Origin of the sequence: Pseudophaeobacter sp., from assembly GCF_039971195.1 — a bacterium.
Lineage (GTDB): Bacteria > Pseudomonadota > Alphaproteobacteria > Rhodobacterales > Rhodobacteraceae > Pseudophaeobacter.
In genome coordinates, this window is sequence record NZ_JBDWPJ010000139.1 from 1 (window position 1) to 23,300 (window position 23,300).

Here is a 23,300-nt window from a genome sequence, read left to right on the forward strand (position 1 = left end):
AGCGTTGCCATCGGTCGCGCCGTGGGGGCCACATTGGGGCGGGCCATTGATGAGCGGCTATTGGGTTCTGGCTCTGACGCGGTTGAGGTGGGGCGGGTCGATCGGTTTCGTTTGACCGAGGCTGGTCAGGGGGCGCCAATCGCGCAGATCTATGGTCGCAGCCGCATCGGCGGTCAGGTGATCTGGGCCAGCAAGTTTCTGGAGACCACCACGGTCACCGGGGGCGGCAAGGGAGGTCCCCCTACACCCAAAACAACCAGCTACAGCTATTCCATCTCGCTGGCGATTGCGCTGTGCACCGGCGAAATTGCGGCCGTGCCAAGGGTCTGGGCTGATGGCGGGGAAGTCTCGCCGCTGGATCTCAACATGACGGTGTATCGCGGCGGCAAAGACCAGCTTCCGGATCCGCTGATGGAGGCGGTAGAGGGCGCAGGTGCAGTGCCGGCCTATCGTGGCACCGCCTATGTGGTGATGGAAAACATCGCCCTTGAACCCTTTGGCAACCGGGTGCCGCAGTTCTCCTTTGAGGTGGTGCGCCCGGAACAGCCCGACAACCCTGACTATGACCTCGACCTGGGCCAGTTGGTCAAAGGCGTGGCGCTGATGCCGGGCACCGGTGAATACGCCCTGGCCACAACCCCGGTTCACTATGGCACTGGGCCGGGCCAGGGACGTGGCGCCAATAGCCATACCGCCTCAGGGCAAAGCGATCTCTCCACCTCGCTTGCCGCTTTGGAGACCGAGCTGCCCAGCTGCGATGCTGCCTCGCTGATTGTCTCCTGGTTTGGCGACGATCTCAGATGCGGCCAGTGCCAGATCAAACCCAAGGTGGAGCAAAAACAGGCCGAAGGGATACCGATGCCCTGGTACGTTTCCGGCGAAACCAGAGCCAGCGCCGATCTGGTGCCTGAGGATGCCGAGGGGCGCGGGCTTTATGGCGGCTCCCCGGCGGATGGTGCGGTGATCGAGGCCATTCAGGCGCTAAAACTCAGTGGTAAGCGGGTGATGTTCTATCCTTTTATTCTGATGGATCAGGGGGCGGGTAACTCTCTGCCGGACCCCTGGAGCAGTGCCAGCAGCCAGCCGCCGCTGCCCTGGCGCGGGCGCATTACCCTGTCCAAAGCCCCAGGTCAGCCGGGCAGCCCGGATCAGACAGCGGCTGCCGAGGCCGAGGTCGCCGATTTCATGGGCAGTGCTGTGGCGGCGGATTTTACCGTCTCTGTGGGGCAGGTGATCTATACGGGCGGGGTTGACTGGGGGCTGCGCCGCTTCATTTTGCACAATGCGGCCCTTGCGGCGGCGGCTGGCGGGGTCGATGCCTTTTGCATCAGCTCCGAGATGCGCAGCCTGACCCAGATCCGCGGGGCAACGGGATTTCCCGCAGTCGCGGCCCTGCGCGATCTGGCCGCAGAGGTGCGGCTGCTCCTGCCCGAGGCCAAGATCAGCTATGCGGCGGATTGGTCGGAATACTGGGGCTACCTCAGCCCCGAGGGTAATCGCTATTTCCACCTTGATCCACTATGGGCCGATGCCAATATCGATTTTATCGGCATCGACAACTACATGCCATTGTCAGACTGGCGCGAGGGGGGCGATCATCTGGACCGGGCAGCTGGTGTCAGCAGCCTCTATGATCTCGACTACCTGCAATCAAATGTCGAAGGCGGTGAGGGCTATGACTGGTATTACCATTCTGCCGAGGCCAAAGCGGCGCAGATCCGCACGCCGATTGCAGATGGCGCCCATGATGAGCCCTGGATCTGGCGATACAAGGATCTGAAGAACTGGTGGTCCAACCAGCACCACGACCGCATAGACGGGCAGCGCCAAGAGCTTCCAACCGCTTGGCAGCCTCAGAAAAAGCCCATCTGGTTCACCGAGCTGGGCTGTGCGGCCATCGACAAGGGCACCAACGAGCCCAATAAGTTTCTCGACCCCAAAAGCTCGGAATCGCAACTGCCAAAATTCTCCAATGGTCAACGCGATGACCTGATACAGGCGCAGTATCTGCGCGCCGTTCTGAGCTATTGGAAGGATGCGGCCAATAACCCGCTCTCCAGTGAATACGCCGGGCGGATGCTGGATATGGATAACGCCTATGTCTGGGCCTGGGATGCGCGGCCCTTTCCGGCCTTTCCCAATCTGGCCGAGGTCTGGAGCGACGGAGAGAACTACCTGCGGGGCCATTGGCTGAATGGACGGGCAGGGCAACGCTCCCTGGCCTCGGTTGTGCGCGAAGTCTGCACCGCTTCCGGCCAGCCCAATATCGATGTGACAGAGCTTTATGGCACGGTGCATGGCTATGGTCTGGCCGAAGTGGCCGAGGCCCGTGCCACCCTGCAACCGTTGAGTCTGCGCTATGGCTTTGACAGTATCGAACGCGACGGTTTGTTGAAGTTCCGCCTGCGCAACGGCGATCAGGCCGCGGTGGTGGGCCAGCAACAGCTGGTGGCCAGCGCCGATCTGGACGGTGGGCTGGATGGTGGCTTGGAGCTGACCCGCGAGGCCGAGGCGGAGCTCTCCGGGCGGGTGCGTTTGCGCTATGTGGAATGGGGCAAGAGCTATGAAATTACCGCTGTTGAGGCCAGCCTGCCGGATGATCACACCCATGCGGTGAGCAGCAGTGAGCTTGCGCTGGTACTGACAGAGAGCGAAGCCCGCGAGGTTGTGGAACGTTGGCTGGCGGAGGCGCGGGTGGCGCGGGATACGGCGCGATTTGTTCTGCCGCCCTCGCAGCTACAGCTTGGGGTGGGGGATGTGGTAACCCTGCCCGAAGAAGCACCAGATCAGCTGCCGATTGAGGGAGCAGAGCCAGCCTCAGCGCAACCCAGACAATACCGGCTGGACCGCATCGAGCTGGCAGAGGCGCAGACAGTGGAGGCGGTTCGCATTGAAGCCGAAGTCTACCGTCCGGCAGTCTATGACGAGGCTCTGCCTGTGGGGCAGGCCTTTGAACCGCCCCTGCCAGTGCTGCCGCTGTTTTTGGATCTGCCCCTGTTGACCGGCGAAGAAAGCCCGCATGCGCCGCATCTGGCGGTCACGGCCTCCCCATGGCCTGGCACCGTGGCGCTTTATGGATCGGACAGCGATGCGGATTATACACTGGAACAGATCATTGCTTCCCGCGCCACCATCGGGGTGACAGAAACCGCCCTGTCCATGGGCCCGACGGGGCGTTGGGATCTTGGGGCGGATTTGCAGGTAAAGCTGATCTCCGGCAGTCTGCAAAGCCGCGATGCGCTGGCTGTTCTTAATGGGGCCAATGCCCTGGCCATTGGAGATGGCAGCAATGGCAATTGGGAGGTGTTGCAGTTCCAGCAGGCAGAGCTGGTGGGCGAGGATACCTATATGCTGCGCGGTAGGCTGCGCGGCCAATTGGGCAGCGATGGCTTGATGCCCGCACTTTGGCCCGAAGGCTCCTATCTGGTGCTGCTGGATGCTGCCCTGTCGCAGGTGGAGCTCACCCTGGCGCAGCGCCGTATTGCCCGGCATTACCGGATTGGCCCAGCCCGCCGGGGTTATGACGATCCCAGCTATCAGCATAGGATCGAAGCCTTTGAAGGCAACGGGCTGCGCCCCTATGCGCCGGTGCATCTGCGGCTGCAGGGCGCGCTGGGTGCCGATATAGACGCCAGTTGGATCAGGCGCAGCCGCATCGAGGGCGACAGCTGGGATTTGCCAGAAATTCCGCTGGGTGAGACACGCGAGGCCTACCGGGTCCGCATTCTGCGCGCAGGCGCTGTTCTGAGCGAACGGCAGGTAGAGCAGCCAAGCTGGATCTATAGTGCCGGTGAGCAGATCGCCGATGGTGCCCTGGCAGGGGATCTTCTGGAGGTGGCGCAACTCTCTGATCGCTATAGCGCAGGTTTTGCCACCCAGCAGGTGCTAGGCTAAGGGAATAGCCCTATGGGACCCAAGGAGAGCCAAAAAGACTCGCCAAGGATGCTGCCTGTTTTACCGCAAGATGTGAGCACGGTGGCGCGGGCCTTGCTGTTGGAAGCTGAACCGCAGCGATCAACTCTGTGTCAGATGCTTTTGGATCGAGCCGAGCTGGCAGCGCGGCATGTGGCCCGCACAGGTCGTCTGCATCCGCACTGGGGCAACGGATCACTGGATGCGGCGGCGCGACAGAGCAGCGCCTTGGCCACCGAGCCGCCTTGGAATAATCCAAGCTATATCAATTGTTTAATCCTGATCTTGCAGGAGTTGCAACGTCGATCCGCGCCATAGGGGCACAGGCGCGATGGGGCCAGTGGCCCTGACCTGGGTGTCGTCCGGGCTTTGGCTCTCTGTGCCTTGGGCCATTTTACAAGGCCAGATCCATTCATTTTTGAAATCTTTCCCATCAAGGGTTTGCGCTTGGGTTTTTCTGCCCTAAATGCAAACCTACGCATGAGATAGAGGATGCCATGCCATGATCAAGACACGCCAAGCCGTATCACCGCTGGACCCGGTCTGGGAACAGATCTCGACTGAAGCCCAAGAGGCCGTTGCCAAACAGCCGCTGATGGGCGGGTTGATTCATGCCTGTATCCTGCACCATCCGACGCTGGAGAAGGCGCTGTCTTACCGGATCGCCGCCAAGCTGTGCTCGAATGAGATGTCGATGGTGATCCTGCGCGAGATTGTTGACACTGCCTTTGCATCGGACCCGGATCTGATTGCTGCGGCGCGGGCGGATCTGATGGCAGTCTATGATCGCGATCCCGCCTGCCACCGGCTGTTGCAGCCGATCTTGTATTTCAAAGGCTATCAGGCGATCCAGGCCTACCGCATTGCTCATTGGCTTTGGCTTCAGGGTGATCTGGATCTGGCCTTCTTTTTCCAGATGCGGATCTCCGAGATCTTTGGCGTCGATATTCACCCCGGCGCCCGCATTGGGCGCGGCATCATGATTGACCATGCCCATTCCATCGTCATCGGGGAGACCGCCGTTGTGGGCGACAATGTCTCGATGCTGCATTCGGTGACCCTGGGCGGTACCGGCAAGGAAGAAGAAGATCGCCACCCCAAGATCGAAGATGGGGTGCTGATTGGAGCGGGCGCCAAGGTGCTGGGCAATATCCGGGTGGGCCATTGCAGCCGTATTGCCGCCGGTTCGGTTGTGCTGGCAGAGGTGCCACCCTGCAAGACCGTGGCCGGTGTACCGGCCAAGATCGTTGGCGAGGCAGGCTGCGATCAACCGTCAATCAGCATGGATCAGGTGCTCTCTGAGCATAGCACGCCGAAGTAACCACGCCTGCGGCCTAAGCGCCACCACCACAATGAAAACCCCGCCTGTAGGACAGTCTGCAGGCGGGGTTTTCTATTTTAATCTATTGGTTCGCCCAGGCTCAGGCGAGCATCACCATGGGGTTTTCCAGATTCTCGACAATGGCCTGCAGCAGCTGGGCGCCCAAAGCGCCGTCGATGACCCGGTGATCCACCGACATGGTGACGGACATCACTGTGGCCACTTTCAGCTCGCCATCGGCACCAACAACCGGCTTTTTGGCACCGGCCCCCACGGCGAGAATACCGGCATGGGGCGGGTTGACGATGGCGTCAAAGTTGTCGATGCCAAACATGCCCAGATTGGAGATGGCAAAGCTGCCGCCCTGATATTCATGCGGCGCCAGTTTGCGATCACGGGCGCGGGTGGCCAGATCCTTCATCTCTGTTGACAGGGTTGAGAGCGATTTCAGCTCGCTGTCCTGCAGAACCGGGGTGAACAAACCGCCCTCGATGGCGACGGCAACCGCCACATCGGAGGCCTTCATCTGCAAGACCCGATCGCCTGCCCAGACGGCATTTGCAGCAGGCTCCGCCTGAAGCGCCAGGGCGACGGCTTTGATGATGAAGTCATTGACCGAGAGTTTGATACCGCGGCCTTCGAGCTGCTTGTTCAGCTCGCCGCGGAATTTCAGCAGCGCATCCAGCTGGATATCGCGGCGCAGGTAGAAATGCGGCACTGTCTGCTTTGCCTCGGTGAGACGGGCGGCGATGGTTTTGCGCATACCGTCCAAAGAGATCTCTTCGTAGGTGCGGCCCTCGTACATGCGGGCAACCATATCGGAGGAAGGACCAGTCGGGGCAGGAGCAGTGGCGGGAGCAGCGGCTGCAGCGGCCGGGGCGGCTTTGGGCGCGGCGCTGGCATTTTCGACATCCGCCTTTACGATCCGCCCGCGCGGGCCGGAGCCACTGAGCTGCGCCAGATCCAGGCCTTTGTCTGCGGCAATGCGCCGGGCCAGGGGCGAGGCAAAAATGCGACTGCCATCTGCGGCAGCGGGAGAGGCCGGCGCTGGGGCGGCAGGTGCAGCCTTCTCGGCGGCTACAGGAGCCACCTCGGCAGCTGGGGCTGCAGGGGCAGCCGGTGTCGCGCTGGCGGTGATATCATCGGCACTCTCACCCTCTTCGAGCAGCACGGCGATGGCGGTATTGACCTTCACCCCTTCGCTGCCTTCATCAATCAGGATCTTGCCGATGACACCTTCATCCACGGCTTCGAACTCCATGGTGGCCTTGTCGGTTTCGATCTCGGCAATGAGATCACCGGATTGGATGGTATCGCCTTCCTTGACCAACCATTTGGCCAGGGTGCCTTCCTCCATTGTAGGGGAGAGGGCGGGCATGAGGACTTCGATGGGCATCTTTTAGCTTCCCTTAATCATGCCATGTCCGAAGACATGTGTTCGATTTCGAATGCTTTGTGCGCCACAAAGGAAAGCTCGAGCTCCCGTAGCGACAAAAGGAATAGTTTATGATCTTTCACCCTGTCGTCGAATGGTGCAGGCACTGTATCGCGCACGGCACGGATCGTCGGCGCAGTTGCTGACGACCAAAAGAAGCCGTTAGGCAAAACCGCGCCATCGTCTTCTGTGTCAACGCTTTCGCGGGTGATCTGGCCGCCATCTGATCCAAAGACGTCTTCCGACATCGTCAGGCCAATGACATTGGTGAAATGGAGCGTGAGGCCATCGCCCAACCCCGCGCTACGCAGTTGCACGTTCAGAGTTCCGTTCTGGAAGGAATATCCCTCGAGCAAAACGAAACTCCCGTGCTTTGGTGAAAGCGTGAGCTGGGTTTCGATGGCCTCAAACATGTCTTACCGATAAGTCACTTGCTTCACAGCGGCGACCACTTCATCGGTGGTGATCAGCGCGTGGCGTTCGAGATTGGCGGCATAGGGCATGGGCACATCCTTGCCGGTGCAGGTGATCACTGGCGCATCCAGATAGTCAAAGGCCTGCTGCATCACCTCAGAGGCGATGTAGCTGCCAACGGAACCCTGGGGCCAGCCTTCTTCGACGGTCACTAGGCGGTTGGTCTTCATCACCGATTTGATCACTGTGGGAAGATCCATCGGGCGCAGAGTACGCAGGTCGATCACTTCAGCCGAAATGCCTTCTTCGGCCAGTTTGTCAGCGGCCTCCAGCGCGTATTGCATGCCGATGCCAAAGGAGACGATGGTGGCATCAGTGCCCTCACGCCAGATCCGGGCCTTGCCAAAGGGAACGGTGAAATCGTCCATCTTTGGCACCTCAAAGGAGCGGCCATAGAGGATTTCATTTTCCAGGAAGATCACCGGGTTGGGGTCGCGAATGGCGGATTTCAGTAGACCTTTGGCGTCTGACGCGGAGTAGGGCATCACCACCTTGAGGCCAGGCACCTGCATATACCAGGCTGCATAGTCCTGGCTGTGCTGGGCGCCTACGCGCGCTGCCGCGCCATTGGGGCCTCGGAACACCATGGGCGCGCCCATCTGCCCGCCAGACATATAAAGCGTCTTGGCGGCTGAGTTGATGATATGGTCAATTGCCTGCATGGCGAAGTTAAAGGTCATGAACTCGACAATTGGGTTCAAGCCACCAAAGGCGGCACCTGTGGCAATGCCAGCAAAGCCGTGTTCTGTGATTGGTGTATCGATGACGCGCTTGGCGCCAAACTCGTCCAGCAGCCCCTGGCTGATCTTGTAAGCCCCCTGGTATTCAGCAACTTCCTCGCCCATCAAAAAGACGTTTTCATTGCTGTGCATCTCTTCCGCCATGGCGTCGCGCAGGGCCTCACGCACGGTGGTCTTGACCACCTCTGTGCCTTCGGGCCAATCCGGGCTGTTGTCCACCACCGGAGTGGCAGGTGCCGCGGCAGCAGCGGCGGGGGCTGTGGGCGCCGCAGGTGCCCCGGCCACGGTCGCTTCATTGCCCGCCGCAGGCGCAGCGACAGCAGCGGCATCCAGGCTTTCACCCTCTTCGACCAGAACGGCGATCGGCGTGTTTACTTTCACTCCTTCAGAGCCTTCAGCGATCAGAATTTTGCCGATGATCCCTTCATCAACAGCCTCGAATTCCATCGTGGCCTTATCGGTCTCGATCTCGGCCAGAATATCGCCGGATCCTACGGTATCGCCTTCCTTGACCAACCATTTGGCCAGGGTGCCTTCCTCCATGGTTGGCGACAGGGCGGGCATCAGAATTTCAGTTGCCATATCTAATCTCTTCCCCTCAGGCGTAGATGTCGGTCCAGAGCTCTTCGAGCGCCGGTTCCGGGCTGGTGCGGGCAAACTCAGCAGACTGGTTGACCACTTCTTTGATTTCCTTGTCGATCGCTTTCAGATCTTCTTCAGTGGCATGTTTGCCGGTGAGCAACAGATCGCGGACCTGTTCAATGGGATCACGCTCGCTGCGCATCTTTTGCACTTCTTCTCGGGTACGGTATTTCGCCGGATCCGACATCGAATGGCCGCGGTATCTGTAGGTTTTCACTTCCAGAATATAGGGCCCCTTACCGGACCGGCAGTGGCCTACAGCCCGTTCACTGGCAGCTTTTACCGCCAGAACATCCATCCCGTCGACCGCTTCGCCTGGGATGCCAAAGGCCTCGCCGCGGGTGTAGATATCGGGGGTTGAGGTCGAGCGCGCCTGGGCGGTACCCATGGCGTATTGGTTGTTTTCAATGACAAAAACCACCGGCAGATCCCAGATTGCTGCCATGTTGAAGGTCTCATAGACCTGGCCCTGGTTGGCGGCGCCATCACCAAAATAGGTAAAGGTTACCCGACCGTTGCCCTTGTATTTATCTGCAAAGGCCAGACCTGCACCCAGTGGCACCTGGGCGCCAACAATACCGTGGCCGCCGTAGAAATGCTTCTCCTTGGAGAACATATGCATCGAGCCGCCCTTGCCTTTGGACAAACCGCCTTCACGGCCGGTGAGCTCAGCCATGACGCCACCGGCATCCATGCCGCAGGCCAGCATATGGCCGTGGTCGCGATAAGAGGTGATGCGCTTGTCGCCTTCTTCGGCCGCAGCCTCCAGACCAACAACAACGGCTTCCTGACCGATATAGAGGTGGCAGAAGCCACCGATCAGACCCATGCCATACAATTGACCGGCCTTTTCTTCGAATCGACGGATCAAAAGCATGTCGCGGTAATACTTGGTCAGTTCTTCGGCAGAAACGTTTGGTTTCTTGGTGCTTTTCCTAGCTGCCATCGGTGCGGGCTCCCCCTTGAGGCTAGATAGTTTAGTGTTAAACTAATTCATAGTTGAATTTGGATCAGCTGGCGAGGGTTTTTGTGACCTCGGGTCATTTCACCGCAGAGCCAGTCCGAACGGGGGCAAAAATGCCGCGCCAATTGGCCCGATCCTACGGGGTATGTCTCGTATGGTTGCATGATGGTCAAACCTGTTCAACAGCCGGAGCCCGTAGCTGTGACACAGGAGGGGTGCAAAAAGCGTTTATTGAATAACGATTTCGTCAGCGCGCAGCAGGCCGAGGACCGAACGGGCCTGTTCATCCAGCAGATCGAGATCGAGATAATCATCCGACAGGCGACGTGTGAGGTTTTCCGCTTCGGCAATTTCCAGGGTCAGACGATCAAGATCCAGACGAAGCTCATCGGCTTCGGCCTGGATCTCGACTCTTCTGAACAACCCGAAATCACCCTGTACCGCCGCAAAGGTAAAATATGCGCTCAGCGCAAATGCGACGACAAAAAAGGTGAAGGCACCTATAGAAGGCTTGCTGCTTCGGGTCACGTGGAGTTGCCTGTATGTTTACTGCTCAAAGTCTGTCTTGGGCCAGTTGTTCCGGCCTCTGTCTTTGTTATGGCACAAGTGATTCGCTTTGTGAATCCCCTTTTATCTGCAAGGGGATAGAATTTTTTCCATTAAGTATTTGTTAATAAGTTCTCAGGCTGCGCAAAGAGATAACGGTAAAAGAAGACCGCCGAACAGCAGGGCTGCTGACCGGCGGTTCTGTATCGGTTCAGGCGTCAGGACGGGCGGGTCTTAGCCTTCCAGCACAGCAACGCCGGGCAGGGTCTTGCCTTCCATCCATTCCAAAAATGCGCCACCAGCAGTGGAGATATAGGTGAAATCCCCCGCCGCGCCGGATGCATTCAGCGCCGCAACCGTATCACCGCCGCCGGCCACAGCCGTCAGCAGCCCGGCACGGGTGAGCGCAGCCGCCTTGAGCGCGGCGGCATTGGTGGCGGCGTCAAAGGGCTCCATTTCAAAAGCCCCCAGCGGACCATTCCAGATCAGAGTTTTGCTTTGGGTGAAGATCTCATTGATGATCCGCACGCTTTCGGGTCCGGCATCCAAGATCATTGCGGTTTCCGGGCATTGATCGACCGGCAGCACCTGATGGGGGGCGTGGGATTCAAATTTCTCGGCCACGACAATATCGTTGGGCAGCACGATTTTGCAGCCGGTGCTTTCCGCCTTGGCCATGATCTCGGTGGCGGTGTCTTTCATCAAACGCTCCGCCAAAGAGATGCCAACAGGCAGACCTTTGGCCACAAGGAAAGTATTGGCCATGCCGCCGCCGATCACCAGGTAGTCGACCTTTTCCACCAGATTGCCCAGCAGCTCCAGCTTGGTTGAAACCTTGGCGCCACCAACCACGGCTGTCACCGGGCGCTTTGGCGCGCCAAGGGCACTTTCCAGTGCCTGCAACTCTGCCTGCATCAGACGGCCAGCACAGGCGGGCAGCAGACGTGCCAGAGCTTCGGTGGAGCTATGGGCGCGGTGGGCGGCAGAAAAGGCATCGTTGCAATAGACATCGCCCAGCTCGGCCATGCCAGCGGCCAGATTCGCATCGTTTTTTGTCTCGGCGGCGTGAAATCGGGTGTTTTCCAGCAGCAGCACTTCGCCGGGCTGCAGGGCGCTGGCGGCCTCCTTGGCGCCTTCGCCAACACAATCGGCGGCAAAACGCACCCGGGTTTCAAAGGCGCGTTCCAGGGTTGGCACCAGCTGGTTCAGAGACAGATTCTCGCGGCGCTCGCCACCAGGGCGGCCAAAATGCGCCAGCAGGATCGGCTTGCCACCGGCGGCCAGAATATCGCGCACAGTTGGGGCAATACGGCGGATCCGGGTGGAATCGGTCACCACGCCGTCGACCAGCGGCACATTGATGTCCACCCGCACCAGGACGCGTTTGCCGCTCAGTTCCATGTCATCGAGTGTTTTCCAGCCCATGAGAGGCTCCTCTGTGCAAAATCCATTGGTAATTACGAAGTTCTTTCAGCGCTTTTGCGCCATCAGTCAATGCTCCCTTGGCAATTGCGAGCGCTACCCTTAACTATCGTTGCAAATTTTGCAGTCAGGAGGGCCCCATGGCCGAGATCAAAGATCCAGAAAACACCGTCATCGTTGAGCTGAAAGATGGCAATGTTGTCATTGAATTGCTGGCGGATGTGGCCCCTAAACATGCCGAGCGCATGAAGGAACTGGCCCGTGGCGGCGAGTATGACAACGTTTGTTTCCACCGAGTTATCGATGGTTTCATGGCGCAGACTGGCGATGTGGCCAATGGCGATATGGAAGATGGTTTCAACATCCGCATGGCCGGCACCGGCGGCTCCAGCCTGCCCAACCTGCCTGCTGAATTCTCCAGCCTGCCACATGATCGCGGCACCCTGGGCGCGGCCCGTTCTGCCAGCCCGGATTCGGCCAATTCGCAGTTCTTCATCAACTTCAAGGACAACCATTTCCTCAACGGTCAGTACACCGTCTATGGCCGGGTGATTGAGGGCATGGAGCATGTTGACGCCATCGTCAAAGGCGAGCCCCCCGCGAACCCCGACCGCATGATCAGCGTCAAGGTGGCTGCCGATGTTTAAGCTGGCAGCGGCATTCTCCCTCCTGGCCAGCTCGACCCTGGCTGCAGGGCTGGAGATCCAGATCGAAGGCGAAGGCGCCAACGGTGTGGTCAAGATCGACCTGTTTGAGGATCTGGCGCCCAAACATGTGGAGCAGATCACTGCACTGGCCGCCGAAGGCAAATATGACGGGGTGGTGTTCCACCGCGTTATCAAAGACTTCATGGCGCAGACCGGCGATGTTCAGTTTGGCCTGATGGGCGGCGACATGAGCCGTGCCGGCATGGGCGGCTCTGACCGTTCTGATCTGCCAGCCGAATTCTCGGACCGTCCTTTTGACCGGGGCATCGTTGGTATGGCGCGCTCGCAAAACCCCAACAGTGCGAACTCGCAGTTCTTCATCATGTTCAAACCGGGGCATTTCCTCAACGGGCAATACACCGTTGTGGGTGAAGTCACTGAAGGCATGGATGTGGTTGACACGATCAAGTTGGGCACGGGCGGCAATGGCGCCGTTGTAGGCAAGCCCGACATGATGAGCAAAGTGACTGTTACGGACTAAGCCTCTGTCTCCCCGACACTTTTGACCAGGGAGACAGCAAGACTATTGAGTTTTCAAGCCGCGCTGGACATCCTCCAGCGCGGTTTTTTGTGCCTGGGTCAGGGTGCCGCTGCCAAACTTGGCGATGGCTTGAATGATCGCAACAACAGTATTGAAATGATTTTGCGCGCTCAGTTTGTAGAGACGACGTGACAACCGCTCAATCGCCTGTTGTGGGTCGCCACATTCCTGCATGATCCAGCGGCCAAGCAGCACCAGTTCTTCGGCATCCTGATGCGGGATCCTCAGCTCCTCGCGCAGGCCCCGGATCAGCGCTTCCTTTTGTTCTGCAGTGGGATAGTCATCGAGTTCGAGAAAACTGGCACCCAGCGCAGCGACGGCAATCTGCGGATCTTCGATGGTCTCAGCGGGATGCAGGTTGTTGCGACGGCGAAAGCCAAAACGCCGGGCCGCAAGGCGAATGTCATTGGCAACATCCAACAGCTCGTGGCTCATTTCAGCGGCATTGCGGGCGCGCTGGATCCAAAAGAAGGCGGCAGCCAAAACGGCAATTGCGCCGAGAATAACGGGCATGTGTCACTCCAGGTTTCGTCATAAAATACTTGCCGGACGCTACCCCTATTAATTGAATTGTAAAAGGAAAATCTCCCTGGAGGAATAATAATCTGGTCAATTTGAGTGGCCTAGGGGACGAGCTGCCTGGGTTGCGCTTTTGGATTTTACAACGGATTGGCCTTGGTAAGAAAAACGCCGCAGAGCTCCCTCTGCGGCGTCTAAATTCAAATCTCCCGGCTCTGGTCACCAGGCCGAAGGCAGGCGCCGACTATTGGCCTCCCGCAAAGGGAGCCAGCAGGCACAGCCCAGATTTAGCTGTCGGCCTTGGCGGCGGCAGTTGCCGCTTTGACGGCTGCCGAAGGGGCAGGGGCCGCTGCTGCAGGGGGGGCGATTGGCGCGGCTTTTTTACCGCCGGGGGTCAGCGGATCATCTTGACGCTGAACCGAACCCTCAAAATGGGCACCGCTCTCGATGGCGATGGTCTTGTGGATGATGTCGCCTTCAACGCGGGCAGTGGCGGTCAGGCGGACCTTGAGGCCCCGTACGCGGCCAACAACCCGACCATTGACCACAACATCATCGGCAATCACTTCACCTTTGATTGTAGCGGTTTCGCCAACGGTGAGCAGATGGGCACGGATATCACCTTCGACGGTGCCTTCGACCTGGATATCGCCAGAGGTCTTCAGGTTGCCGGTAATATGCAGGTCCGAGCTCAGCAGCGATGCCGGTGGCTTTGCCTTTGGGGCAGAGGGCTTGTAATCGCTGACAGGCGCAGCAGGAGTCGAGGGGGCTGCGGGTGCAGCTGTCGGTGTTGCCTCAGCCTGCTTGGGGCCAGGTTCGTTGATTTTGCTCTTAGAAAACATTTCTCGCAGCCTTGATATAGATCATCGGGTTTACAGGTGCTCCATTGACCCTGACCTCATAGTGGAGGTGGGTTCCGGTGGACCGTCCGGTGTTACCCATATCAGCAATGTGATCGCCGCGCGAGACCCTTTGGCCAACCTTCACGCGTAGATTTGAGTTATGGGCATATTTCGTCTCAATGCCAAAGGCATGGCGTATGGTCACAAGTTTGCCATAGCCCGATTGCCAGCCCGCCTGGGTGACCACGCCATCAGCGGTTGCAAAGATATCGGTGCCGGTACGACCGGCAAAATCAGATCCTTTGTGCAAGCGACGCCCACCCGTTTTGGGATCGCGGCGATAGCCATAGCCCGAGGACTGCCGGACCAGATTCAGGTTTACCGGAGAGGCAAAGGGCGCCTGCTGGGCGGCCATACGATAGAGGTTCAACTGGTCCAACTGATTGAGAATCTGGTTGGCGCGCAGCTCATCCGCGGAGGGTTCCTCACCGCGGGTCGACAGGGCTAAAGGGCTGAGCGGACCGCCCTGACCGCTGTATCCACGACGCACCTGTTCCAGAATACGATCTGGCGGCATGCCTGCGTTTCTAAACATCTTGTCCAAGGGGGTGACCGAAACGCTCACGGCCTCTTCCAGCTGGCGGAAAATCTGGTCGTTGCGCTCATTGAGCAGCTCCAGCTCCAGCTCCATCTCGGCGCGTTGCTCCAGCGCGGCACGGGCATCGGCCTCGATCTGGTCGCGCTCAGAAGCGGTTTCGGCCAGCACGGTCGACAGGAAATCCATTTGCAGGGGCGAGCCGCCACTGGCCATCGGCACGCTGCCATCGGCCTGGGTGCTCTCCCGCAGCTCTTCCAGTTCGGCCCGCGATCCGTCGCGCTGGGTCATGGTCTGGCGCAGGGTGGTCTGGATCACCTCGATCCCGGTTTCCAGCTCCTGGCGGCGGGTTTCGGAGGTGAGCAGTTCTGATTGCATCATCGAGATCTGCGCTAGCGCAGCGTTGAACCGTTGTTGCGCGGCCAGAGCCTCTTCGGCGCGACTGTCGCGTTCGCTGGAAATATCATTCAGCCGGGCGCGATAAGTCATCTGATCGCGTTTGGCCTGCTCGCGAAAATTGCCCGCCCCGATGCTGTCCATCAGCACAATGGCCGTGGCAACAATCGACCAGGCGACAAAGGCCACCATGCCGGCAATTGCTACAATCTGCGTTTCGGGTCGCAGCCGCACAAACCGGGTATCCGCATCGGATTTGAGAAAGACCCGGCGTTCTGGAAAACGGTGTTCCAGAAATGAGTGTATCTTAATAGCCAGACGTGTTCGCACGTGCTGATCCTTGTTCCATCCCTAAACTTCAGAGTTGCAAGCCATCCCCTGCTGCAAAGCTCTGCGCGAAATCTTTAGCCATCACAGGGGCTTTGGGCAAGTGTGCTGGGGCTTTTTCAAAACCAGGGCTTCGGTTTGGCCCGGTCAGGCGCGTCTTTGGGCGGATTGTTGCCTGCCCGCCCTACTGGTTTGGCAGATGGCCCCTCGTCTGATGCAGACCCTAGATCCCGGAGAGCGGTTTTACCGTTTCGGCCAGGGGCCAGTAGAAATCTGGGGGAATGCCGGCATCGGCCCGTTTTTCCTCATTGAACGGCGGCTTCAGACTGCTGTGGAAATATTTTTTCACCAGAGCGTGAAACACGCCTTTGGGGTCCAGGTTGTCACGACCACAGAGGAAGTAGAACCATTTGGAGCCATAGGCCACATGGCTGACCTCCTCGGCGTAGATCACTTCCAGCGCTTCAACCGCCTGGGTGAGTTTCGCCTGTTTGAATATCTTGATCATGCCGGGGGTCACATCCAGCCCACGCGCTTCCAGCACCATGGGCACCACCGCAAGCCGCCCCATCAGATCATCCACGGTGTCTTCGGCGGCCTTCCACATGCCACGATGCGCGGGCAGGGCGCCGTAGTGGCTGCCGAGGCTTTCGAGGCAATCACACATCAGGCCAAAGTGCTTGGATTCCTCATCCGCAGCCTTGACCCAATCGTCAAAAAAACCAACCGGCAAAGGCACATGCGAGAAACGCGCGATAATGTCCCAATGCAGATCAACGGCGTTGAGCTCGATATGGGCCACCGCATGCAGCAGCGCAATACGCCCGGCTTCGCTGCCGGGTTTGCGTTTGGGCACATCGCGCGGGCTGAGCAATTCAGGCTTTTCCGGGCGGGCCGGGTGCAGCGGTGGTGTGGCGGTGCCGATCTCGATGACGCAGGGGTCTTGCTTGCGGGCCTCGACCCAGGCGGCGGCATGGCGGCGCGACAGGGCAACCTTGGCGGCACCATCGGCGGTGTTCAGAACCTCAGTGGCCATTTCAGCCAGGGTCAGGGGGCGCGTGCTCACGTCGGGATCTCCGGTGTCAAGGGTCAAGCTGCGCCTGACCTGTTTGGTTTTGCGGCAAATGTCCAGAGCATCAGGCTGGGCGCCAAACGCGCTGCGGCAGACCGGACAGGCGCAAAAGGGCTATCAAAGAAAGTGAACCTACAGGGACTGTGCCGCCTGCAGCACTTCCTCTACATGGCCGTCGACCTTCACCTTGCGCCAGACACGGGCGATCTTTCCGGAGGCGTCAATCAGGAAGGTGGAGCGTTCGATGCCCCAGTGTTTTTTGCCATACATGTTCTTCTCTTTCCACACACCGTAGTCCTCGCAGGTGCTGCCCTCGGCATCGGACAACAGCGGGGTGGTCAGATCATGTTTTGCGATGAATTTCTCGTGCTTTGACAGTGGATCCTTCGAAATGCCAAAGACCAGCGTGTCTGTATCGGCAAAGCCTTGCAGATGCGACGAAAACCCGATGGATTCTTTGGTGCAGCCCGGGGTATCATCGCGCGGATAGAAAAACAGAACCACGGCTTTGCCCCTCATCTCCGCAAGAGAGATTTCTTCTCCACCATCGCGTGGAAGGGAAAAGTCAGGGGCCAGGTCATTGGTATCGAGCATTTTGTTGGTCTCCGGAACGGTTTGGCAAGAGCTGCCTGCCATAGATAGGTCAACTGGGGCAAAGGATAAATACCGATCGAACCGGACGAGGATAAGGCCGATGCTGGTGCCTCTGGCGACCTGCAGGTCGACGAGGCTCTGGCGACCACCGCGCGGCGGCGCAGGCGCTGGCCTTGGCGTGTCCTGCGCGGGGTGATCTGGTTGGTGGCGATTGTCTGTTTCCTCGGCGCCGGGGCGATCTATTTTGGCATTGGCACCAAGATGGACGCACCGCAGTGGCTCAGGGCGCGGCTGGAGGCACGCATCGCCCAGGATCTGAATGGGTTGCAGTTGGAGTTTGGCGATCTCAATATGGTGGTCAGCCGCGGCTGGCGGCCGCGGGTTGGCATGCAGGATGTGGTCCTGCGTGCAGCGGATGGCAGCGTTATTGTGCAGTTGGCTGATGCCGAAATCTCCATGGCGATGCGTCCCTTGTTACGCGGCAAGATCCAGCCCAAACGGATTTCCCTGAGTGGGCTTTATGCCAATCTGCGCCGCGAAACCGGCGGCATCGCCCTGAGTTTCACTGAGAGCGGTTCTCCGCTGCGGCAGGCGGCGAACCTGCCGCAATTGATCGAACAGTTCGACAGTCAATTTGAACTGCCTGCCTTGGCCGCCCTGACCGAGGTGTCAACAGATGGCGTGACCCTGCGTTATGAGGATGCGCGAATTGGTCGGGTCTGGACACTGGATGGGGGGCATATTCAGTTCGACCGCAGGGATCAGTCATTGACCGTTTCTGCCGGATTTTCCGTGCTCAGCGGACGTCAGGATGTTGGTGCGGTTGAGGCGAGTTACACGTCCGATATTGGCGATGCTGCTGCGAAATTTGGGATTCTTGTCAGTGATATTGCCAGCGAAGATATCGCGGTTCAAACACCAGTTCTGGGGTGGCTGGAAGTGCTGCGGGCACCTATTTCGGGATCTTTGCGCGGTGGCATTGCCAGCGATGGCAGCCTGTTGCCGCTTTCTTCAGGCCTGCAGATTGGCCAGGGGGTAATCCAGCCCTCGCCGGAAACCCTGCCAATTCCGATCCACAGTGCCCATAGTTACACGACCTATTACCCAGGCGAGCAACGTCTGCAGTTTGATGAGTTGCGGCTGAGCAGTGGCTGGGGCTCTGGCACCATTGTGGGCAATGCGGAACTGGCCGGGATCAGCGATGGCCGCCTGACGGATCTTGTGGGGCAACTGGAGTTCACCGATCTTACTCTGAACCCGCGTGGGCTTTATGCCGAGCCGCAGGTCTTTGCCGGGGTCAATGTGGATTTCCGCCTGCAGCCACAGCCCTTTCGGTTTCAGCTCGGGGAGATGTTGATCGAACATGATGACCGCCAAATCCGACTGAATGGAGAGATCCAAGCTGGGGCTGAAGGCTGGGAGTACGCTCTGGATGCGCAATCAGACCAGTTGGAATTGGCGCAGATCAAGGCGCTCTGGCCGGCGGGGGCGGCGGAAAAGCCGCGCCGCTGGGTGCTGGAGAATATCTATCAGGCGCGGGCCCATGAGGTGAATTTTGCCCTGCGAGGCAAGGGCCGGGAAAAGCCCTTTTATGCACTGGATGCAAATTTTTCTGGCGCCGAGGTGAAGTTCCAAAAGCACCTGCCAAGGGTGAAGGACGGTGCCGGCCATTTCAGTCTTTATAACACCCGGATGGTCATTGTTGCCACCAGCGGTACGGTGACCGCAGATGAGGGGGGCTTAGTACAGGTGGCCGGGACTTCGTTCATCATTCCAGATACCTCGGTCAAAGATGGCACCCCGGGCATTGCCCGGGTAATGGCGCAGGGGCCCGTGACTGCGGGACTTTCCTTGCTGAACCGACCCCCGCTTTTGATCATGGACAAGGCAAACCTCCCGGTCGATCTGGCTGCAGGAGCAGTCAGCATCATCGGCACTCTGGCCCTGCCGCTGAAACCCAAGGTCGCCCCGGAAGAGATAACCTATCACTACGAGGGCGAAGTCACTGCGGTGCGCAGTTCCGTTCTGGTGCCGGGACATGAGGTTGCCGCACCTCGGCTGCATCTGCAGGGCAATCAGTCGCAGGTCTCGCTGTCCGGGGCAGGCACCCTGTCCGATATTCCGCTGACAGCCACCTGGCGTCAGGCTGTGGGTGCAGAGGCCAGCAAATCCAGTCAGGTCATTGGTGAGATTGATATCAGCCAAAGGGCATTGGATGTTTTGAACATCGGGTTGCCCAAGGGAACTCTCGCTGGCGCGGGGCAGGGCAGTTACCAGTTGGATCTGGTTCCGGATCGCCCGCCTGCCTTGCGCTTCAGCTCCGATCTCACCGGGTTGGATCTGCGCATTCCTGCGATCAGCTGGCGAAAACCGCCCGCATCCAAGGGCGAGCTGGATCTGGAGGTGACGCTGTCGACGCCGGTGAAAATTGACAGCCTTCAACTGCGCGCACCCGGGCTCCAGGCGGAGGGTTCCGTCACCACCAAGGCGAGCGGCGGTTTGAACCTTGCCGATCTGACGGCGGTTCAGGTCGGAAATTGGATGACTGGGACCGTGCAATTCAAAGGTCTCTCCAATGGCCTGTCCGAAATGCGGGTCACCAGTGGTACTTTGGATCTGCAAAGGGCGCCGTTTAGCAGTTCCAGCGGCGGCAGTAGTGGCAGCAGCGAGGCCACCGGCCCGATCTCCATGCGCCTTGCCCGTTTGCAGGTGACAGAGAGCATTGCGCTCACCGGGTTTGAAGGCACATTTTCCACCCGCGGCGGCTTTAACGGAGAGTTCACTGGCAATCTAAACGGGGCCACTGCGGTCTCTGGCCTTGTGGTGCCCCAGGCGAGCGGCATCGCCATGCGGATCCGGTCTGAGGATGCGGGCGGCGTGTTTCAGGCCGCCGGGGTGTTACGCCATGGGCGGGGGGGGAGTTTTGACATGACTCTGGTCCCTGCAGATGTGGCCGGTGAATATGACGGGGAAATCCAGATCAAGAATACCCGGATCAAAAACGCGCCCTCGATGGCGGCGCTGTTAAATGCCATCAGCGTGATCGGCCTGTTGGACGAGCTCTCCGGGGGCGGGATCCTGTTCACCGGGGTAGAGGCAAAGTTCCGGCTAGGTTCTACCCATCTGGTACTGCATGAAAGCAGCGCAGTGGGGCCTTCGATGGGGATCTCTATGGATGGGGTTTATGATCTGAATGCGGGCGTGTTGGATATGCGCGGGGTGATTTCTCCGATCTATCTGATCAACGCCATCGGAAGGGTGGTGGCGCGTAAGGGCGAGGGGCTGTTTGGCTTTGCCTTTAGGCTGCAGGGCACAGCGGATGATCCCAAGGTTAGCGTCAACCCGCTGTCGGCCCTAGCTCCGGGCATGTTCCGGGAGATGTTTCGTGGCAGGCAGCCTGTGGTGCCGGGGGCACCGGCAGAGGAAAAACCAGCCGATCCGGCACATCAGCCACAAAATGATGGTGGCTATCGCTAAGTAGGAAGGCTCAGGTCATCTGCTTTGCTGAGACCCTTAGCCAGGTGCAGAGCGAAGTCCTTTCCACGCCTCTCTTCAAACCTCTATCCAAAACCCCTATCCAAACCCATGGCCAAGCCGCTGCAAACCTCGTAAAGGAGCGGCATGAAACTCAGTGATTTTGACTTTGATCTGCCCGAAGATCTGATTGCCACCCGTCCCGCCAGCCCACGCAGCGCGGCGCGGCTTTTGGTGGCGACCCCGAGCAGCCTGACGGATGGCGGTGTGACGGATCTGGTGGGTCTGTTGCAGCCCGGTGACCGCTTGGTGCTGAATGACACCAAGGTCATTCCCGCCCGCCTGTCCGGCCTGCGCCATCGTGACACAGCGCAGGGCAGGATGGCTGCCAAGATCGAGGTGACCCTGCTGGACCCAAAGGCCGATGGCACATGGTCGGCATTGTTAAAGCCGCTAAAAAAGATCAAGCCGGGCGAAGAGGTGGTGTTCTCTGAGGCGCTTTCGGCAGAACTGGTCGGAGTGCAAGAGGGGCAGGGGCTGTTGCGCTTCAACCTGAGCGGCGATGATTTTGATGCGGCACTGAATGCAGCGGGCGCCATGCCTTTGCCGCCCTATATTGCCGCCAAACGCGCCGCAGATGACCAGGACAAAGAAGACTATCAAACCATCTGGGCGCGCCACTCTGGCGCGGTGGCCGCCCCCACGGCTTCTTTGCATTTTGATGATGATCTGCTGGCAGCCCTGACGGCCAAGGGCGTTCAATTCACTCATGTTACCCTGCATGTGGGCGCGGGCACCTTTCTGCCGGTCAAGGTCGAAGATGTGACCAGCCATAAGATGCACGCCGAATGGGGGCGGGTATCCGCAGAGGCCGCGGCCGAAATTGCCGCGACCAAGGCCGCAGGCGGACGAATTATCCCGGTTGGCACTACCGCCTTGCGGCTGATCGAGAGCGCGGCCCGTTCTGGTCAGGTGGAACCCTGGGAGGGTGAGACCGATATCTTTATCTACCCCGGTTTCACCTTTCATGCGGCCGATGCGCTGATGACCAATTTCCACCTGCCAAAATCCACCCTGCTGATGCTGATCTCTGCCCTGATGGGGCAGGAGCGGGTGCGCGAGATCTATGATCATGCTGTGAAAAACCGCTACCGCTTCTTTTCTTATGGCGATGGGTCGCTTTTGTTGCCCCATGAGACGAATACGCCGCAGAAGTGACGCAAATGAGCGTAGACAAGCGCAGGCAGGATCCGCTTTGATCAAAGGCAGGATCCTGTCCCGACGACGCATGAACTTTCATAAAACCGATACCCGCCTCTGACATCAGGGGCTCTCCCGGTCACAGATACGACAGGGGTAGGTTACCTTCAGGCTTTTGCTTGGGGAATGGTCTGCCCATTGGTAAAGGAGTCACCAAATGCTGCAGGTTTTGTCGAGCGCCTGGGCGCTCTTGTTGGGCATGGGCATGCTGATGATCGGCAATGGCATGCAGGGCACCATTCTGGGGGTTCGTGGCGCCATGGAGGGGTTTTCTACCCTGCAGATGTCCTTTGTGATGTCTGCCTATTTCATCGGCTTCCTCGGAGGCTCTCGTCTGGCTCCGGATATGATCCGCCGGGTCGGCCATGTGCGGGTTTTTGCGGCGCTGGCCTCGCTGATTTCTGCTGTCATGATTCTTTATCCGGCGGTGGCCAATCCGGTGGCCTGGATGCTGGGCCGCGCGCTGATCGGGTTTTGCTTTTCCGGTGTGTATGTGACGGCGGAAAGCTGGCTCAACAATGCGGCTGACAATGCCAACCGGGGCAAGGCGCTGTCGCTCTATATGATCGTGCAGACGATTGGTATCGTCACGGCCCAGGCGCTGATGCTGGTTGGCGATCCGGCCGGCTATGAGACCTTTGTTATTGCCTCGGTGGTGATTTCGGTGTCCTTTGCGCCAATCCTGCTGTCGATCTCTCCGACCCCTGCCTTTGAGACCACCAAGCCGATGTCGCTGCGCGAGCTGATGAATGTCTCGCCGCTGGGCTGTGTTGGTATGTTCCTGCTGGGCGGGGTGTTCTCGGCGCAGTTTGGCATGAGCGCGGTCTATGCTGCCGAAGCCGGGCTGAGCCTGTCGCAAATCTCGGTCTTTATTGCCACCTTCTATATTGGCGCCATCGTGTTGCAATATCCGCTGGGCTGGATGTCGGACTGGATGGATCGCCGGGTGCTTGTCCTGGCGGTTTCTGCTTTGGGAGGCAGCGCGGCGATCATGGGCATGCTGATGGGCGGCGACTATGCCTATCTGCTGATGGCGGCCTTTTTCATTGGCGGCATGTCTAACCCTCTTTACTCGCTGTTGATCGCCCATACCAATGACTATCTGGATCACGACGATATGGCGGCGGCCTCGGGCGGGCTGGTCTTTATCAATGGGCTGGGAGCCATTGCCGGGCCGCTGATCACCGGTTGGATCATGTCCGATGCAGTTTTTGGACCTCCGGGCTATTTCCTATTTATGGCGGTGCTCTTGGGCATGCTGGCAATGTACGCGCTCTATCGCACGACCCAGCGCGCCGCGATTCCCATTGAGGAAACCGGGATTATGTCGCCCATGGCACTTACTGGCTCGCCGGTGGCGGTGGAATTTGCGCAGGAATATGCCATCGAGACCGAGATCGAAGAGCAAGAAGCCGCCAGCGAGGTGGGATGATTGCGCTAACCCGATGGGTTTGTGAGAAGTATTTCAGCAAATGACCCTGGTTGTTACAATTAGTGACCCAGGGTCACTTGCCAAT

19 protein-coding genes are annotated in these 23,300 nt (G+C 59.1%); 8 read left to right on the top strand and 11 right to left on the bottom strand.

What is annotated here, in order from left to right:
- The 3 genes from ABJP42_RS11985 to cysE all read left to right on the top strand — a co-directional run.
- A partial coding sequence (locus tag ABJP42_RS11985) for a baseplate multidomain protein megatron (protein WP_348340623.1) occupies positions 1–3,894 on the top strand: 3,894 nt, incomplete at its 5' end.
- Positions 3,895–3,942: 48 nt separating this feature from the next.
- A complete protein-coding gene (locus ABJP42_RS11990) occupies positions 3,943–4,230 on the top strand; it encodes a DUF7742 family protein (protein ID WP_348340625.1) in 288 nt (95 codons plus the stop codon).
- Positions 4,231–4,414: 184 nt separating this feature from the next.
- Positions 4,415–5,233, top strand: a complete 819-nt coding sequence (gene cysE / locus ABJP42_RS11995; RefSeq protein WP_348340627.1) for a serine O-acetyltransferase — start codon at positions 4,415–4,417, stop codon at positions 5,231–5,233.
- Between the two features lie 100 nt (positions 5,234–5,333).
- On the opposite strand, the gene ABJP42_RS12000 is transcribed toward cysE, so the two are convergent.
- The 6 genes from ABJP42_RS12000 to ABJP42_RS12025 all read right to left on the bottom strand — a co-directional run bounded on the left by ABJP42_RS12000 (position 5,334) and on the right by ABJP42_RS12025 (position 11,459).
- On the bottom strand, positions 5,334–6,629 hold the full coding sequence (locus tag ABJP42_RS12000) for a pyruvate dehydrogenase complex dihydrolipoamide acetyltransferase (RefSeq protein WP_348340629.1): 1,296 nt from the start codon (positions 6,627–6,629) through the stop codon (positions 5,334–5,336).
- Positions 6,630–6,646: 17 nt separating this feature from the next.
- Positions 6,647–7,081, bottom strand: a complete 435-nt coding sequence (locus tag ABJP42_RS12005; RefSeq protein WP_348340631.1) for a hypothetical protein — start codon at positions 7,079–7,081, stop codon at positions 6,647–6,649.
- Positions 7,082–7,084: 3 nt separating this feature from the next.
- Positions 7,085–8,464: a pyruvate dehydrogenase complex E1 component subunit beta gene (locus tag ABJP42_RS12010; protein ID WP_348340633.1), complete on the bottom strand. Its 1,380-nt coding sequence runs from the start codon at positions 8,462–8,464 to the stop codon at positions 7,085–7,087.
- 16 nt (positions 8,465–8,480) lie between these two features.
- On the bottom strand, positions 8,481–9,470 hold the full coding sequence (pdhA, locus tag ABJP42_RS12015) for a pyruvate dehydrogenase (acetyl-transferring) E1 component subunit alpha (protein WP_348340635.1): 990 nt from the start codon (positions 9,468–9,470) through the stop codon (positions 8,481–8,483).
- Between the two features lie 246 nt (positions 9,471–9,716).
- Positions 9,717–10,016, bottom strand: a complete 300-nt coding sequence (locus ABJP42_RS12020; protein ID WP_348340637.1) for an FtsB family cell division protein — start codon at positions 10,014–10,016, stop codon at positions 9,717–9,719.
- A 252-nt stretch (positions 10,017–10,268) separates the two neighbouring features.
- On the bottom strand, positions 10,269–11,459 hold the full coding sequence (locus tag ABJP42_RS12025; protein ID WP_348340639.1) for a phosphoglycerate kinase: 1,191 nt from the start codon (positions 11,457–11,459) through the stop codon (positions 10,269–10,271).
- Positions 11,460–11,596: 137 nt separating this feature from the next.
- On the opposite strand from ABJP42_RS12025, the gene ABJP42_RS12030 reads away from it, so the two are divergent.
- Positions 11,597–12,103, top strand: a complete 507-nt coding sequence (locus ABJP42_RS12030) for a peptidylprolyl isomerase (RefSeq protein WP_348340641.1) — start codon at positions 11,597–11,599, stop codon at positions 12,101–12,103.
- Entirely contained in the window at positions 12,096–12,644 is a 549-nt protein-coding gene (locus ABJP42_RS12035; protein ID WP_348340643.1) for a peptidylprolyl isomerase, read from the top strand. Before ABJP42_RS12030 ends, ABJP42_RS12035 begins: the two co-directional genes overlap by 8 nt.
- Positions 12,645–12,686: 42 nt before the next feature.
- On the opposite strand, the gene ABJP42_RS12040 is transcribed toward ABJP42_RS12035, so the two are convergent.
- The 5 genes from ABJP42_RS12040 to ABJP42_RS12060 all read right to left on the bottom strand — a co-directional run bounded on the left by ABJP42_RS12040 (position 12,687) and on the right by ABJP42_RS12060 (position 17,049).
- Positions 12,687–13,217: a hypothetical protein gene (locus ABJP42_RS12040; protein ID WP_348340645.1), complete on the bottom strand. Its 531-nt coding sequence runs from the start codon at positions 13,215–13,217 to the stop codon at positions 12,687–12,689.
- Between the two features lie 293 nt (positions 13,218–13,510).
- Positions 13,511–14,065 (bottom strand): bactofilin family protein, encoded by a 555-nt coding sequence (locus tag ABJP42_RS12045; RefSeq protein ID WP_348340647.1) that lies wholly within the window; start codon positions 14,063–14,065, stop codon positions 13,511–13,513.
- Positions 14,055–15,386: a DUF5930 domain-containing protein gene (locus ABJP42_RS12050; protein WP_348340649.1), complete on the bottom strand. Its 1,332-nt coding sequence runs from the start codon at positions 15,384–15,386 to the stop codon at positions 14,055–14,057. The genes ABJP42_RS12045 and ABJP42_RS12050 overlap by 11 nt, the downstream gene beginning before the upstream one ends.
- A 220-nt stretch (positions 15,387–15,606) precedes the next feature.
- Positions 15,607–16,419: a ferritin-like domain-containing protein gene (locus ABJP42_RS12055; protein WP_490363219.1), complete on the bottom strand. Its 813-nt coding sequence runs from the start codon at positions 16,417–16,419 to the stop codon at positions 15,607–15,609.
- A gap of 168 nt (positions 16,420–16,587) precedes the next feature.
- Entirely contained in the window at positions 16,588–17,049 is a 462-nt protein-coding gene (locus tag ABJP42_RS12060) for a peroxiredoxin (protein ID WP_348340653.1), read from the bottom strand.
- A gap of 204 nt (positions 17,050–17,253) precedes the next feature.
- Between ABJP42_RS12060 and ABJP42_RS12065 the strand changes: the two genes are divergently transcribed.
- The 3 genes from ABJP42_RS12065 (at position 17,254) to ABJP42_RS12075 (ending at position 23,215) form a co-directional block, all read left to right on the top strand.
- Positions 17,254–20,526 (top strand): YhdP family protein, encoded by a 3,273-nt coding sequence (locus ABJP42_RS12065; RefSeq protein WP_348340655.1) that lies wholly within the window; start codon positions 17,254–17,256, stop codon positions 20,524–20,526.
- 144 nt (positions 20,527–20,670) lie between these two features.
- Positions 20,671–21,741: a tRNA preQ1(34) S-adenosylmethionine ribosyltransferase-isomerase QueA gene (gene queA, locus ABJP42_RS12070; RefSeq protein WP_348340657.1), complete on the top strand. Its 1,071-nt coding sequence runs from the start codon at positions 20,671–20,673 to the stop codon at positions 21,739–21,741.
- 199 nt (positions 21,742–21,940) lie between these two features.
- Positions 21,941–23,215, top strand: coding sequence for an MFS transporter (locus ABJP42_RS12075; RefSeq protein ID WP_348340659.1), 1,275 nt, complete (start codon positions 21,941–21,943; stop codon positions 23,213–23,215).
- Positions 23,216–23,300: the final 85 nt, after the last annotated feature.